This window comes from Pseudomonas sp. IT-P294, from assembly GCF_949767865.1.
Taxonomy (GTDB): domain Bacteria; phylum Pseudomonadota; class Gammaproteobacteria; order Pseudomonadales; family Pseudomonadaceae; genus Aquipseudomonas.
On record NZ_CATKQW010000011.1, the window covers coordinates 271,895 to 286,377 of the forward strand.

At 59.9% G+C, this 14,483-nt stretch carries 12 protein-coding genes; 6 read left to right on the plus strand and 6 right to left on the minus strand.

What is annotated here, in order from left to right:
• Positions 1–307 precede the first annotated feature (307 nt).
• Complete coding sequence (locus ACM6I0_RS08715; RefSeq protein ID WP_414922028.1) at positions 308–5,212, plus strand: NAD-glutamate dehydrogenase; 4,905 nt, start codon at positions 308–310, stop codon at positions 5,210–5,212.
• 166 nt (positions 5,213–5,378) lie between these two features.
• On the opposite strand, the gene ACM6I0_RS08720 is transcribed toward ACM6I0_RS08715, so the two are convergent.
• The 4 genes from ACM6I0_RS08720 to ACM6I0_RS08735 all read right to left on the minus strand — a co-directional run bounded on the left by ACM6I0_RS08720 (position 5,379) and on the right by ACM6I0_RS08735 (position 8,767).
• Positions 5,379–6,089: an ATPase gene (locus ACM6I0_RS08720; RefSeq protein ID WP_285434465.1), complete on the minus strand. Its 711-nt coding sequence runs from the start codon at positions 6,087–6,089 to the stop codon at positions 5,379–5,381.
• Positions 6,090–6,316: 227 nt separating this feature from the next.
• The gene (locus ACM6I0_RS08725; protein ID WP_259155130.1) at positions 6,317–6,727 is read right to left on the minus strand and encodes a cupin domain-containing protein; all 411 of its coding nucleotides are present in this window, start codon (positions 6,725–6,727) and stop codon (positions 6,317–6,319) included.
• 189 nt (positions 6,728–6,916) lie between these two features.
• Positions 6,917–7,210 carry a putative quinol monooxygenase gene (locus tag ACM6I0_RS08730; protein ID WP_285434467.1) on the minus strand — a complete coding sequence of 98 codons (294 nt, stop codon included), beginning with the start codon at positions 7,208–7,210 and terminating at the stop codon, positions 6,917–6,919.
• A 123-nt stretch (positions 7,211–7,333) separates the two neighbouring features.
• Positions 7,334–8,767, minus strand: coding sequence for a PLP-dependent aminotransferase family protein (locus ACM6I0_RS08735; protein WP_414922029.1), 1,434 nt, complete (start codon positions 8,765–8,767; stop codon positions 7,334–7,336).
• A gap of 206 nt (positions 8,768–8,973) precedes the next feature.
• Between ACM6I0_RS08735 and ACM6I0_RS08740 the strand changes: the two genes are divergently transcribed.
• The 3 genes from ACM6I0_RS08740 to ACM6I0_RS08750 all read left to right on the plus strand — a co-directional run bounded on the left by ACM6I0_RS08740 (position 8,974) and on the right by ACM6I0_RS08750 (position 12,011).
• Entirely contained in the window at positions 8,974–9,414 is a 441-nt protein-coding gene (locus ACM6I0_RS08740) for a carboxymuconolactone decarboxylase family protein (protein ID WP_285434469.1), read from the plus strand.
• A gap of 86 nt (positions 9,415–9,500) precedes the next feature.
• Positions 9,501–10,421: a LysR family transcriptional regulator gene (locus tag ACM6I0_RS08745; RefSeq protein WP_285434471.1), complete on the plus strand. Its 921-nt coding sequence runs from the start codon at positions 9,501–9,503 to the stop codon at positions 10,419–10,421.
• A gap of 1,071 nt (positions 10,422–11,492) precedes the next feature.
• Positions 11,493–12,011, plus strand: coding sequence for a GNAT family N-acetyltransferase (locus tag ACM6I0_RS08750; RefSeq protein ID WP_414922030.1), 519 nt, complete (start codon positions 11,493–11,495; stop codon positions 12,009–12,011).
• Between the two features lies 1 nt (position 12,012).
• On the opposite strand, the gene ACM6I0_RS08755 is transcribed toward ACM6I0_RS08750, so the two are convergent.
• Complete coding sequence (locus tag ACM6I0_RS08755; RefSeq protein ID WP_414922031.1) at positions 12,013–12,705, minus strand: aspartate/glutamate racemase family protein; 693 nt, start codon at positions 12,703–12,705, stop codon at positions 12,013–12,015.
• Positions 12,706–12,784: 79 nt separating this feature from the next.
• Between ACM6I0_RS08755 and ACM6I0_RS08760 the strand changes: the two genes are divergently transcribed.
• Together ACM6I0_RS08760 and ACM6I0_RS08765 are read left to right on the plus strand one after the other, a co-directional pair.
• Positions 12,785–13,561, plus strand: a complete 777-nt coding sequence (locus tag ACM6I0_RS08760; protein ID WP_414922032.1) for a helix-turn-helix domain-containing protein — start codon at positions 12,785–12,787, stop codon at positions 13,559–13,561.
• A 70-nt stretch (positions 13,562–13,631) separates the two neighbouring features.
• Complete coding sequence (locus ACM6I0_RS08765) at positions 13,632–14,126, plus strand: hypothetical protein (RefSeq protein ID WP_285434476.1); 495 nt, start codon at positions 13,632–13,634, stop codon at positions 14,124–14,126.
• Positions 14,127–14,255: 129 nt separating this feature from the next.
• Here the strand turns inward: ACM6I0_RS08765 and ACM6I0_RS08770 are convergent, their stop codons facing one another.
• Positions 14,256–14,477, minus strand: a complete 222-nt coding sequence (locus ACM6I0_RS08770) for a cbb3-type cytochrome c oxidase subunit 3 (protein WP_414922033.1) — start codon at positions 14,475–14,477, stop codon at positions 14,256–14,258.
• Positions 14,478–14,483: the final 6 nt, after the last annotated feature.

The window sequence follows — 14,483 nt, forward strand, 5'->3', positions numbered from 1 at the left end:
GGCGCATGCCGAGAGCTGCGTACCGATGACCGAATATGTCGCAGCGCCGCAAGCACAGGCCTTGCCGCACTCGTTAAGCTGCGCATCGAATGGATACCTGTAAAGACATTGTGCAATTGATCGCAGAGTCGTTTTTGCAGATGCCCATTCTTGGAAGGTGAATGTGACCTGAGTGTCTCGTCCAGCTTCACCCACCTGTCACCCTGTTTCCTCTGCCCGAGAATCAGGAACAGGGTGACGGATCGCCCCGAAAGGGGTTTTGCACGCGACGCTTCCATCAATAACAAGCCCAAGCGGAGTACCACAGATGGCGTTCTTCACCGCAGCCAGCAAAGCCGACTTCCAGCACCAACTGAAAGCGGCACTGGCGCAGCACATCAGTGAACAGGCACTGCCACAAGTGGCGCTGTTCGCTGAACAATTCTTCGGCATCATTTCCCTGGACGAGCTGACCCAGCGTCGGTTGTCCGACCTCGCCGGCTGCACCCTTTCTGCGTGGCGCCTGCTTGAGCGCTTCGATCACGCGCAACCGCAAGTGCGCGTCTATAACCCTGATTACGAGCGCCACGGCTGGCAGTCGACCCACACCGCGGTCGAAGTGCTGCACCACGACCTGCCATTCCTGGTGGACTCGGTGCGCACCGAGCTGAATCGTCGCGGCTACAGCATCCATACCCTGCAAACCACCGTGCTGAGCGTGCGTCGCGGCAGCAAGGGCGAGTTGCTGGAAATCCTGCCAAAAGGCACCCAGGGCGAAGGGATCCTGCAAGAATCCCTGATGTACCTGGAAATCGACCGTTGTGCCAACACGGCCGAAATGAATGTCCTGAGCAAGGAACTGGAACAGGTTCTCGGCGAAGTCCGCGTCGCGGTCGCCGATTTCGAGCCGATGAAAGACAAGGTCCAGCAAATCCTCACCGGCCTGGACAACAGCAAGTTTGCGGTCGATCCAGAAGAAAAAGCCGAGATCAAAAGCTTCCTGGAATGGCTGGTGGGTAACCACTTCACCTTCCTCGGCTATGAAGAATTCGTGGTGCGCGACGAAGCCGACGGCGGCCACATCGTCTACGATCAGGACTCCTTCCTCGGCCTGACCAAGCTGCTGCGCACCGGCCTGACCTACGATGACCTGCGCATCGAAGACTACGCCGTGAACTACCTGCGCGAACCGACCCTGCTGTCGTTCGCCAAGGCCGCACACCCAAGCCGCGTTCACCGTCCGGCTTACCCGGATTACGTGTCGATCCGTGAAATCGATGCCGACGGCAACGTGATCAAGGAATGCCGTTTCATGGGCCTGTACACCTCCTCGGTGTATGGCGAGAGCGTGCGGGTCATCCCGTACATCCGCCGCAAGGTCGAAGAAATCGAGCGCCGCTCCGGCTTCCAGCCCAAGGCTCACCTGGGCAAGGAACTGGCGCAGGTGGTCGAAGTGCTGCCGCGTGATGATCTGTTCCAGACCCCGGTCGACGAGCTGTTCAGCACCGTGATGTCGATCGTGCAGATCCAGGAACGTAACAAGATCCGCGTGTTCCTGCGCAAAGACCCGTACGGCCGCTTCTGCTACTGCCTGGCCTACGTGCCACGCGACATCTACTCCACCGAAGTGCGCCAGAAGATCCAGCAAGTACTGATGGATCGCCTGAAAGCCTCGGACTGCGAGTTCTGGACCTTCTTCTCCGAGTCCGTGCTGGCGCGCGTGCAGTTGATTCTGCGTGTCGATCCGAAGAACCGCCTGGACATCGACCCGATTCTGCTGGAAAAAGAAGTGGTGCAAGCCTGCCGCAGCTGGCAGGACGACTACGCGAGCCTGGTCGTGGAGAGCTTCGGCGAAGCCCACGGCACCAACGTGCTGGCTGACTTCCCGAAAGGCTTCCCGGCCGGTTACCGCGAGCGTTTCGCTGCTCACTCGGCCGTGGTCGACATGCAGCACCTGCTGAGCCTGAGCGAAAAAAATCCACTGGTCATGAGCTTCTATCAGCCACTGGGTCAGGTCTCGGGCCAACGCGAACTGCACTGCAAGCTGTATCACGCCGATACCCCGCTGGCATTGTCCGACGTGTTGCCGATCCTGGAAAACCTCGGTCTGCGCGTACTGGGTGAATTCCCGTACCGCCTGCGTCACAACAACGGCCGCGAGTTCTGGATTCACGATTTCGCGTTCACCGCTGCCGAAGGCCTGGAACTCGACATCCAGCAACTCAACGACACCTTGCAGGACGCTTTCGTCCACATCGTGCGTGGCGATGCCGAGAACGATGCGTTTAACCGTCTGGTACTGACCGCCGGCCTGCCATGGCGCGACGTGGCGTTGCTGCGTGCTTATGCTCGATACATGAAGCAGATCCGCCTGGGCTTCGACCTGGGTTATATCGCCAGCACGCTGAACAACCACACCGACATCGCTCGTGAGCTGACCCGGTTGTTCAAAACCCGTTTCTACCTGGCGCGCAAGCTGACCGGCGACGACCTGGAAGACAAGCAGCAACGTCTGGAACACGCAATTCTGACGGCACTGGACGACGTTCAGGTGTTGAACGAAGACCGCATCCTGCGTCGCTACCTGGACCTGATCAAGGCGACCCTGCGCACCAACTTCTACCAGACTGACGCCCACGGTCAGAACAAGTCCTACTTCAGCTTCAAGTTCAACCCGCACCAGATCCCTGAGCTGCCGAAGCCAGTACCGAAGTTCGAAATCTTCGTTTACTCGCCTCGCGTCGAAGGCGTGCACCTGCGCTTCGGCAACGTTGCTCGCGGTGGTCTGCGCTGGTCCGACCGTGAAGAAGACTTCCGTACCGAAGTCCTGGGCCTGGTAAAAGCCCAGCAAGTGAAGAACTCGGTCATCGTGCCCGTCGGCGCGAAGGGCGGCTTCCTGCCGCGTCGCCTGCCACTGGGCGGCAGCCGTGACGAGATTGCGGCCGAGGGCATCGCCTGCTACCGCATCTTCATCTCGGGCCTGTTGGACATCACCGACAACCTGAAAGACGGCGCCCTGGTGCCGCCGGCCAACGTCGTGCGTCATGACGACGATGACCCGTACCTGGTGGTAGCTGCCGACAAGGGCACTGCAACCTTCTCCGACATCGCCAACGGCATCGCCATCGACTACGGCTTCTGGCTGGGTGACGCGTTTGCGTCCGGTGGTTCGGCCGGTTACGACCACAAGAAGATGGGCATCACCGCCAAGGGCGCGTGGGTCGGCGTTCAACGCCACTTCCGTGAACGCGGTATCAATGTCCAGAAAGACAGCATTACCGTAGTCGGCGTCGGCGACATGGCCGGTGACGTGTTCGGTAACGGTTTGTTGATGTCCGACAAGCTGCAACTGGTCGCAGCCTTCAACCACCTGCACATCTTCATTGACCCGAACCCGGAGCCTGCCAACAGCTTCGCCGAGCGTCAGCGCCTGTTCGACCTGCCGCGTTCGGCCTGGTCGGATTACGACACCAGCATCATGTCCGAAGGCGGCGGGATCTTCTCCCGTAGCGCGAAAAGCATCGCGATTTCCCCGCAGATGAAAGAGCGCTTCGACATTCAGGCCGACAAGCTGACCCCGACCGAACTGCTGAACGCCTTGCTCAAGGCGCCAGTGGACCTGTTGTGGAACGGCGGTATCGGCACTTACGTCAAGGCCAGCACCGAAAGCCACGCCGATGTCGGCGACAAGGCCAACGATGCGCTGCGCGTGAACGGCAACGAACTGCGCTGCAAAGTCGTGGGCGAGGGCGGTAACCTCGGTATGACCCAACTGGGTCGCGTCGAATTCGGCCTCAATGGCGGCGGTTCCAACACCGACTTCATCGACAACGCCGGTGGCGTGGACTGCTCCGACCACGAAGTGAACATCAAGATCCTGCTGAACGAAGTGGTTCACGCCGGCGACATGACCGACAAGCAACGTAACCAGTTGCTGGCGAGCATGACCGACGAAGTGGGCAACCTGGTGCTCGGCAACAACTACAAGCAGACCCAAGCGCTGTCGCTGGCTGCCCGTCGTGCCTTGCCGCGTATTGCCGAATACAAACGTCTGATGAACGACCTGGAAGGCCGCGGCAAGCTGGATCGCGCCATCGAGTTCCTGCCGGCTGAAGAAGCGATCAACGAGCGCGTTGCGGCAGGCCACGGCCTGACCCGTGCCGAGCTGTCGGTGTTGATCTCCTACAGCAAGATCGACCTCAAGGAAGCGCTGCTCAACTCCCTGGTGCCGGACGACCACTACCTGACGCGCGACATGGAAACCGCTTTCCCGCCGAGCCTGGTGAGCAAGTTCTCCGACGCCATGCGCCGTCACCGTCTGAAGCGCGAAATCGTCAGCACCCAGATCGCCAACGATCTGGTGAACCACATGGGCATCACCTTCGTTCAACGACTCAAAGAGTCGACCGGCATGAGCCCGGCGAATGTTGCGGGTGCGTATGTAATAGTTCGGGATATCTTCCACCTCCCGCACTGGTTCCGTCAGATCGAGTCCCTGGACTATCAGGTTTCGGCAGACGTACAACTGGAGCTGATGGACGAGCTGATGCGTCTGGGCCGTCGCGCTACGCGCTGGTTCCTGCGTGCCCGTCGCAACGAGCAGAACGCTGCCCGTGACGTCGCGCACTTCGGTCCGCATCTGAAGGAGTTGGGTCTCAAGCTCGACGAACTGCTGAGTGGCGAGATCCACGAAAACTGGCAGGCTCGTTATGAGGCGTACGTCGAAGCCGGTGTGCCTGAGTTGCTCGCACGCATGGTGGCCGGGACTTCGCACCTGTACACCTTGCTGCCGATCATCGAAGCCTCCGACGTGACTGGCCAGAACCCTGCAGACGTGGCGAAGGCTTACTTCGCCGTGGGCAGCGCGCTGGACATCACCTGGTACCTGCAACAGATCAGCGCACTGCCGGTTGAAAACAACTGGCAAGCCCTGGCCCGTGAAGCGTTCCGTGATGACGTCGACTGGCAACAACGTGCGATCACCATCTCCGTCCTGCAACAGGGCGACGGCACTCAAGACGTGGAAACCCGTCTGGCGCTGTGGATGGAAGAGCACGAAGGCATGATCGAACGCTGGCGCGCCATGCTGGTAGAAATCCGTGCCGCCAGCGGCACTGACTACGCCATGTACGCGGTCGCCAACCGTGAGCTGCTGGACCTGGCGTTGAGCGGGCAAGCAGTGGTGACAGCCGCAGCGGCTGTCAGCGCTGACGAGCTGGAGCCTGCGGCCTGATAATCAGCCGCTGAATGAAAAAGCCCCGTCTCGAAAGAGGCGGGGCTTTTTTTGTGCCTGAAGGTTTTAGGGTGGCTGTTCAGGCCCTATCGCGAGCAAGCTCGCTCCCACAGGGTGGGCGCTGTCAACTGTGGGAGCGAGCTTGCTCGCGATGGGGCCATCAGCCTCAATACAACTTCCAACCGGTTATATTATTAAGCATCGACACTTTATCTGTCGGGCTGGTCAATAAATTATTGAGCGACTGGTCAAACTTTTGCAGTGCGCGAACTTGCACATTCTGTTGTTCATTAATGTCTGCGACGATCTCTTCGCTGCGTTTAAAGTCTGCCCATACAGGACTCAATTCTTTAGCGTCATGCCCCTGTGCGGTGCCGATGTAATTAAAGTGGGCGTCATAAAAATCGGCACTGACATCAGACTGAATGTCGGAACTGCGCGAGGTGATCAATTGGCTGCGGCTGTCGATAATCGCCACGACATCGGGTTTCGCCGCTTTGAGACTTTGCAGGTCCGGGTACACCGTGACCGAACCGAACTGACGCTGCAGGGAGGCCTTGACCCAGTCCACGGCGAGATCGGGCTTGGAGGTGGCAACGTAGGCATCGTGAATCGACTGCACCAGCAGGCTCTGGCCGAAACCGGTGCCGGCATTGGCCTGGTAATCCTGAAGGTAGGCCCGGTTGACCTGGGTATTGCGGCTGTAGATGACGCCCAGCGAAACATGGCTGCCATTGGTGATGCGCGTGGCATTGCTGCGACCGACCGGTGGCATCGAGAGGCCGTCCAGGGAAGACACGGCCGTGGGTGCAGTGGGGATCGAGCAGCCCGTTAATACAACGGTCATTGTTAAGGTACTGACAAGCGCAAGTTTCATGGTGTTTCTCCAGTGAAACAACTTGGGTTTAAGCATCTTAGTTGCCGGAGATAATCGCGGTGATTCCAGACTAAACCTGTCGCGACTGATTGAAATAGCCAGCACTCAACTTGTCGGTTGATCCCTAGTTTTATTTGGTTTAAAAGTTTTCAGTTAATGCCGCGTGGAAATAAAAAGGCCCGAACATCTAGTTCGGGCCTGTTTATTTATGGCTGCGTGTTCAGCCATCAGTTTTCCAAGGGGATCAACACTTTTTCGTCCGGGGACAGCACCATGAATACCAGCAACTTCGCAGGTTTGGTCTTGCTGGCATTTTTCGAGACCAGATGCTCCGAGCCAGCCGGTTCGTACCAGAACTCACCGGCCTTGTAGGTGATTGCCTTTTCACCCTTCACTTGCGAGGTGATCGATCCCGACAGCACGTAGGCCATGGCGGTGCCTTCATGCTTGTGGGCGATAGAGGATTGTCCCGGCTTGTAGTCGACTTCGATCATCAATGCTTTTTTCCCAGGCACGTTTTTCAGCATTTGGTCCTGCAGGACCGTGACCTTTTCCGAAGGGTCGTGGGCAAAGGCCGAGGCGGATACGGTCAGGGCGAGGGCGGCGAGGGGGGCAGCAAGGAAACGCAACGCTTTCATGGTTCTTTACCTGCGGTGGTTATCGTCAGGACCCACGATAGTCCCCGGGTCAGGGCAATCAAACAGCCAATATTCACGAAGGTGAGGGGACCAATCCATCGCTGCATTGGCGATAGCAAATGCCAGGCAGCACAAGGCTGCGTTCGGCATGAACGCAGCCTTGCAGTGTTCGGCAGTTGCTACAGAAAGTTAGCGAAGCGGAAAGCTGTTGAAGTCGACGGAGTTGGCCAGCTGGCTGTCGATCAGGCTAATGAAGCCTTGTACTTCAGGGCAGTTGAAATGCATCTGCATGGCCGCTTCCGATTGCCAGCGGGCGCTGACGTTCCAGCGGTTGCTGTCCTCGGGGCAGCGGTCGACCATATAGGATTCACAGCCCGGTTGCTGACGCAGGGTTTCGACAATCTTTTGCAGTTGCTTACCCAGTTCTTCCGAGCGGCCGGCGGCGGCCTTCACCTTTACGGTATTGATCACTTCGTTGGACATTGCTCACACTCCTGAATCAGGCCGGACGAATCCTGCTCATTGAGGGATAACGCCTATGCAGGATAGGCCTGCACCTGGGGACCGCCAATAGCCAATCGCCGGATAAAGCCGCAGACCAATCGGTCAGGCAACCTGCTGCAAAATGTCGCGCAAACGGTCCAGGGCGGTGTCGATGTCCAGGGTCTCGATGGCTCCAAATCCCAGGAAAAACCCGGCTTTTGGTGCTTGCTGGTAGTAAAAGCTGTCGATCGCATAGAGCCCGACTTCGACCTTCTTGGCCAGCTCGATGACCAATGGAATATCGATAGGCACCTTGCACATCACGACCATGTGAAACCCGGCAGTAGTGGGCACCGGTGCAAGCCACGGCGAAAGGTCACCGGCCATGCGCGACAGGATCCGCTCGCGGCGCCCGGCATAGATCGTATGGCAGCGCCGGATGTGCTTGAGCAGGCAGCCTTCGGCGATGAATTTGGCCAGCGCCCATTGAGGCAGGGTTGAGGTGTGCAGGTCGGTGAGTTGTTTGGCGCGGATCACGGCGTCGAGAATCGCCGGTGGCAAAATCGCATAACCGAGCCGCAGTTCCGGCAGCATGGTTTTCGAAAACGTGCCGACGTAGGCGACGATGCCGCGCTCGTCCATGCTTTGCAGTGAATCGGTGGGCCGGCCTTCGTAGCGGAATTCGCTGTCGTAATCATCCTCGATGATGATCGCGCCCAGCTCGTACGCGCGCTCCAGCAGCGCCACCCGACGCGCCTGACTCATGGGCATGCCCAGTGGGAACTGGTGGGAAGGCGTGACGTAAATCAGCCGGGTGCCCAAGGGAATCTTGTCCACTTGAATACCTTCGGCATCCACCGGCACGCCGATGACCGTGGCGCCGTGGGTGCCGAACAACAAGCGCGCCGGCGGATAACCGGGGTCTTCCATCGCGACGATGCTGCCTGGCCGGTTCAGTACCCGGGAAATCAGGTCCAGCGCCTGTTGCGCGCCGTTGCACACCACCACGTCTTCGTCCTGGCAATTGACCCCGCGAGAAAACGCGATGTGCCGTGCGATGGCGTTACGCAGGGCTGGCAGGCCTTCGGGCAAGCTGTAGAAACCCTTGGACGCGGTGATCTGGCGCAATGCATGGGAGGTGCAGCGGCGCCAATCGTCCTGGGGGAACTGCCCTTTGCTGGTGGCGCCACCGATGAAATCGTAGCGCAGCGAGCCTTCCAGGTTCGGATGCCGCAGAAACACCGGCAGATTGCGCCAGGACTCGATCACTTCAAAACTCGCCAGCGCCGAATGGCTTTGCTTGGGTAAGGGTTTCGCCGCCCGGGCGTTGACGTAAGTGCCTTTGCCAATGACGCCGGTCAGGAAGTTTTCATACGTCAGCTGCGCATAGGTGTCGGAAATGGTCTTGCGCGAAATGCCTAACTGCTCGGCCAGCAAACGGCTGGGCGGCAATTGGGTGCCGGCTGCCAGGCGGCCGGTTTCAATGGCACTGCGCAGTTGGTTGTACAACTGGCCTGCCAGGTCCTTGCGGCCGTTGATGACAACATGAAGTTCCATACCGGCGAGGCTCCTGGGGCGATTGAGGCGCGTGTGCGTCGCGCCAGATTACCCGCAAGGGCCGTCGTGCAGAAGTTGCGCGGGCAAAAAAGCGGCGATTGGTCTGCTGCCGGCTGGTCCACGGCTTTTTCGCGCAATTGGATCTGTAACGTGCCTGCGTCAGCGCCTACCGTGGAAGCAACCCTTCAATCCAAGAGGCTGCCACCATGAGTTCCCGCCTGGATTACTACAGCGCCTCGCCCAAGGCGATGAAAGCGATGATCGCGATGGAAGCCTTGACCAGCAACCTCAGCATCGAGCCAGCGCTGTTGCACCTGATCAAGATCCGCGCCTCGCAAATCAATGGCTGCGCCTTCTGCACTGACATGCACTCGGTGGATGCACGGCGTCTGGGTGAGACCGACCGGCGCTTGTATTCGATCGTGGTGTGGCGCGACAGCGGCTTCTTCAACCCCCGTGAACGGGCGGCGCTGGCCTGGACCGAAGCGGTGACGTTGCTGTCTGAAAGCCATGTGCCGGACGACGTGTATGCATCGGCCCGGGAGCAGTTCAGCGAAACCGAAATGGTCGACTTGACCATCGCCGTCACCACCATCAATAGCTGGAATCGCCTGGCGGTGAGCTTTCGGCAAACCCCCAGCGGCTGAATCGATTTTCCATCGGGGTGTCACGTCAGGTTCATAAACGCTGCGCAGGATGAGGTTTTACAGGACAGATCGACAGGGAGTCATAGATGGCATTCATGGTATCCACTCGCGCCGCCGGTATCGATCCGGTGCTCGCGCAATCCTTCAGGGTGAGCGCCCGCTGCGGTTGCTTCATGCAAGCGGCCCGCAGCCTCAATATCAAATCGACCCAGTTGCGCAAACACCTGGCGCAGCTTGAAGCGCAATTGCAGTGTTCGCTGTTCCATCATCAGGACGCTGGCGTGGCGTTGAGCCGTGAAGGGTTGCAGCTTCAGGCGCAGTTGATCGCCCTGGCCCATGAGCACGACGTGCCGGTGATCGAACAGCCGCTGATTAGGCTGGCGGTGGCCGAGTCGATCCTGCATGACATCCTTGGACGTGATCTGGTGGCGCTGCTGCGCCGCAACGCCAGCGTTCGCCTGGACATCATCACGCTGGACAGTGAACTGGCCCTGCAAGCGATCAGTGCCGATGTGGTGCTGTGGCTGGCCGGCACCGATTCACCGCTGCCGGGGCCGAGTTTCGCCATCAGCGAACCCCAGCCGCTGGCGCGCCTGGAGTATCTGCCGCACATCGCCAAACGCTATTCGCGAGTCACCGCGCGGCCGGACAGCCTGGATGACCTGGCCGATTTCCTGTTGGTGCAATGGCAGCATGATCGGCAGGTCGAGAGTTTCCGGCCATGGAACAGCGTGGTGGATCAGCGCCTGGCCGGCGTGGTGCAGTTGCATTCTTATGAGTTGATGCTGGAGATGATCCGTTGCAGCGCTTGCATCGGCCTTTTGCCGCAGTACATGAGCCAGTTTGACCGTGGCTTGATCGCGTTACCCGGGTTGTTCGAGCAACCGATGCAGCGCCAGGTGTGGATGGCGGTCAATGCCGAATCCCGGCAGCGGGCTGACGTGCAGGTGATCGTGGAATTGATCCAAAACACCTTCAATGAGCGTCGGGAGTGGTTCCAAAGCTGACTTCGATCGCCTGTTAGGGTTGGGGTTGGGGTTGGGTACATATCCGTTTCTGTGGTCACGGCGGCTATTGGTTCCGCCTTTACGGCGGGTCACTTGGAGAAGCGCCAAGTAACCAAGCGCCAGCGCCCCTGACGTACGGTGCCTCGCCTAGGCTCGGCATTCCCTCACTCCGGTCCTGCTCCGTGGGCCCGCCGCCATCGGCCATCCATGGCCGGGGGCGGCTAACCCGGCATCCATGCCGGGTTGCCCACTGCGCAGAACCTGCGTTCGGCCTTCCGACGGGGCAGATCGAGATCAAAAGCGGAAGGCGAGCTAACGCTCGACCTGATGAGTGGTGAGGAGCAACAGCCGTGCACGGTCCACTTTATGTGGGAGCGAGCTTGCTCGCGATGAGGCCCTGTCAGTCGGTTGCGATGTTGCCTGTAATGCCGCTATCGCGAGCAAGCTCGCTCCCACAGGTATTGAGTACATCTGCCAAAGCCAGGTTGGCCGGAAGGTCTCCTCGCGGTTTGATGTTGATCGTTCCCACGCTCCGCGTGGGAATGCATCCCGTGACGCTCCGCGTCACCATCGCGCAAGAGTCAAGCCTGGTGTCGACAGCGGAACGCAGAGCGTCCCCGGCGGCATTCCCACGCGGAGCGTGGGAACGATCAGGACGCGCAAGCGTTGAAGAACCAGGTCGGCCCGCAGGCCGCCTCGCTTTGCTTTGGCGGTGCACGCCCCCTCGAGAGGCCGAGCGCAGGTTCTGCGCAGTGGGCACCGCGGCAGGGATGCCGCGGTAGCCGCCCCCGGCCATGGATGGCCGATGGCGGCGGGCCCACGGAGCAGGACCGGAGCGAGGGCATGCCGAGCCCTAGCGAGGCACCGAACGTCAGGGGCAAAAGCGCTTGGTTACTTGGCGCTTCTCCAAGTGACCCGCTGTAAGAGCGGAACCAATAGCCGCCGTTACCGAAGAAACGGATATGCCCCCAATCCCAACAGCATTGCACTCCTGCAGGTGGGGAATGTCGCCATACCGGGAGATAGCGTTGTAGAGTAATCAGCCATGTCTGCATCAAGGATGAATCACCCATGCCCGCCACCAATCCGGTCATCACCCTCGAACGCTTCAACGAATCCCACATCGACGGCATCACCGCGCTCTACAACGACGCGGCCATCACCCGTCAGGTGCTGCAAATGCCGTTTCAATCAACCGAGGTCTGGCGCAAACGCCTGGCACCAGATAACGAACGCGTGGTGCAACTGGTGGCGCTGCATCAAGGCACGGTGATCGGCAACATTGGCCTTGAACAGTTCTCGCGGATCCGCCGCAGCCATGCCGGCAACCTCGGCATGGGCGTCGCAGTGGCATGGCAGGGCAAAGGCGTGGGCTCGAAACTGCTGGCGGCCGTGCTGGACATCGCCGACAACTGGATGAATCTGCGACGGGTCGAATTGTCCGTGTATGCCGACAACGAAGCCGCCATCGGGCTCTACCGCAAGTTCGGTTTCGAGACCGAAGGCCTGTTCCGTGACTACGCCGTGCGCGACGGCCGACTGGTCGACACCTTGAGCATGGCGCGCCTGCGTCGCACGCCGGCCGATTGACTCAGTCGCCCAACGCAAACGCCACCGCCGCCTGCGCATGCAGTTCGGTGGTGTCGAGCAGGGGCAGGGCGCTGTGCTCGGGTTTGATCAGCAGACCGATTTCGGTACAGCCGAGGATAATCGCCTGGGCGCCGCGTCGGGTCAGTGACTCGATGACCTCTTGATACACCTTGCGTGACGCCTCGCTGATCACGCCGACGCACAACTCCTCATAAATGATCCGGTGCACGGCTTGACGCTCTTCGGCTTCCGGCACCAGCACCGTCAGGCCCTTCGCGATCAGGCGATCCTTGAGAAAGTCCTGTTCCATGGTAAACGCCGTGCCCAGCAAGCCGACCGTCAGCGCCCCGGCATCGACCGCTGCCTGGCCCGCCGGATCGGCAATGTGCAAAAACGGAATGCTGATCGCGGCCTGAATCTGCCCGGCCACTTTGTGCATGGTGTTGGTACACAGCACCACGCACTCCGCGCCGCCAGCCTCCAAACGCTGCGCCGCGTCCACCAGAATCGCTGCGGCATCGTCCCAGCGCCCGGCATGCTGAGCCTGTTCGACAGGCCCGAAGTCGACGCTGTACATTAGCAATTTCGCCGAACGCAATGGTCCTAGCCGGTCGCGTACCTGTTGATTGACGAGACGGTAATACTCGGCGCTGGACTCCCAGCTCATGCCGCCGATAAGGCCGATGGTGCGCATGGCGTGCTCCTGTTTGTTGGCTACCCTTTGCGAGAGAGTGTCCAGTGGATCCCGGTTTCGATCTATCAGGAAATTTCACATGCCTGACGTCATGAGCCAGCGATTGTTCGGTGGCAGTGTTTGCCTGCAACTCTTGCCCCGTGCCGCCTACAGCGCGCGTGATGCGGCACAGTCACAGACCCTCGGGGTGACGCTGGAACGTCAGCAAGGCGTGCACGCCATCGATTCCGACCGCCGCGTGGATTTTGATACCTGGCCGGGCGTCCTGGCCTACACACCGATCGGTGTCGAGGTGTTCTCAGAGTCAGCCAGCGGCGGTGAATACCTGCTGATGCGCCTCGACGAAGCGTTTGTCAGTCAGCAGTTACCCGCCGTCAACCATCGTGTGCAGTCTTCAGGCAATCGCCGCGCGCTGACCCTTGCGCGCGAAATGCGGCGGCTGTTGCTGGCCGCGCAACCCGACCTGATGGCGCTTGAACAATGCGCCCTGGGTTTTGTTGGCCTGACCCAGCCGACAACCGAAGCGCCAGAGAAGGTTGCGCCAATATCCTTTGCCCGGGTCCTGGATCAGATCGCCGAGCAGTTCCACCAGCCCCTGACACTGGAACAACTGGCCGACACTTACGGGCACAATACGCTGCGTTTTCTACGCGATTTCACCCAGGCCATCGGCCTGACACCCCACGCCTACCTGGTTGAAATGCGGCTTCAGGCGGCTCGCCGGATGATCGAATGCAGCGACCTGAACCTGGCCAGCATCGCCCTGGATGCGGGGTTCGCCCATCAGTCCCACATGGGCAGCGCCTTTCGCAAATACCTGGCCATGACCCCCAGCCAGTACCGTTCGCGCTTTTAGTCGTACGCCGCCAGCGCGCATCTGCCATGCTCAATGTCCGCAGCACCGCTTCAACCAAAGGAACACCGCGATGGACGACGTACAGCAACTGGGCGAGATGCTTCGCCACTATGCAGAAAGCGAAGCGCACAAGAAGCAACTGTTTGAGTCGCAATCGGCCGTGTGGGCGACGCGCATTGGTGAACTGTTCGATCAGATCCAGCTGTGGCTGGAACCGGTCCAGGCACCCAATCTGCTGGAGGTGAGCCGCGAAGCGTATGTCGCGTCAGGGCCGAGCGTTCCGGTCGAGACGTCCACGTTCAAGACTGAAAAGCTGAGTATCGTGATCGCCGGCAAACCGGTGGAGTTCGTGCCGGACGTGATGGGCGTGGGTGGTCAGATTTCATTGGCGGTGATGGGCTTGACGGCGGCGCGCTATGGCAGCATTTCGCTGGTGTGCCTGCCACCCGCGACCCATTGGCAGTGGCGCAAGACCAACGGCCTGAAAGACCCGGATACCTTTGCTTTCGATGCGAATTTCCTGGCGCAGCAGTTACAAAGCCTGATCCCCCGCGAGCGCGGCTGAATCTTCTGACCTGACACATAACCCTGTGGGAGCGAGCTTGCCCGCGATAGCGGCATTACATTCAACACATTCGTTGATTGACTCTCCGCTATCGCGGGCAAGCCCGCTCCCACAGTGATTTTTGGTGTGTCAGATATCGAGGTTGCCCCAGCCGGGTTTGGCCTCTTCCGGCGCCACTGCCTTCACCGTTTTCCCTGTCGCCAATTCCACTCGCTGCGCTACCTCGGGATCATCCGCAAACGGAATCAGACTGGCATCCTCCAGACTCTGCGTGGTCTCCCGCTTCAGGCAATACTCGACTCCGAGCCAAAGCCCCAGCACCGCCATCACATTCAATAACACTTCAAACATTCCAGG

Bases quoted from the DNA above. Each gene is read 5' to 3' on its own strand.
- ACM6I0_RS08715 (WP_414922028.1), top strand. From the start codon at position 308: ATGGCGTTCTTCACCGCAGCCAGCAAAGCCGACTTCCAGCACCAACTG.
- ACM6I0_RS08720 (WP_285434465.1), bottom strand. From the start codon at position 6,089: ATGAAACTTGCGCTTGTCAGTACCTTAACAATGACCGTTGTATTAACG.
- ACM6I0_RS08725 (WP_259155130.1), bottom strand. From the start codon at position 6,727: ATGAAAGCGTTGCGTTTCCTTGCTGCCCCCCTCGCCGCCCTCGCCCTG.
- ACM6I0_RS08730 (WP_285434467.1), bottom strand. From the start codon at position 7,210: ATGTCCAACGAAGTGATCAATACCGTAAAGGTGAAGGCCGCCGCCGGC.
- ACM6I0_RS08735 (WP_414922029.1), bottom strand. From the start codon at position 8,767: ATGGAACTTCATGTTGTCATCAACGGCCGCAAGGACCTGGCAGGCCAG.
- ACM6I0_RS08740 (WP_285434469.1), top strand. From the start codon at position 8,974: ATGAGTTCCCGCCTGGATTACTACAGCGCCTCGCCCAAGGCGATGAAA.
- ACM6I0_RS08745 (WP_285434471.1), top strand. From the start codon at position 9,501: ATGGCATTCATGGTATCCACTCGCGCCGCCGGTATCGATCCGGTGCTC.
- ACM6I0_RS08750 (WP_414922030.1), top strand. From the start codon at position 11,493: ATGCCCGCCACCAATCCGGTCATCACCCTCGAACGCTTCAACGAATCC.
- ACM6I0_RS08755 (WP_414922031.1), bottom strand. From the start codon at position 12,705: ATGCGCACCATCGGCCTTATCGGCGGCATGAGCTGGGAGTCCAGCGCC.
- ACM6I0_RS08760 (WP_414922032.1), top strand. From the start codon at position 12,785: ATGCCTGACGTCATGAGCCAGCGATTGTTCGGTGGCAGTGTTTGCCTG.
- ACM6I0_RS08765 (WP_285434476.1), top strand. From the start codon at position 13,632: ATGGACGACGTACAGCAACTGGGCGAGATGCTTCGCCACTATGCAGAA.
- ACM6I0_RS08770 (WP_414922033.1), bottom strand. From the start codon at position 14,477: ATGTTTGAAGTGTTATTGAATGTGATGGCGGTGCTGGGGCTTTGGCTC.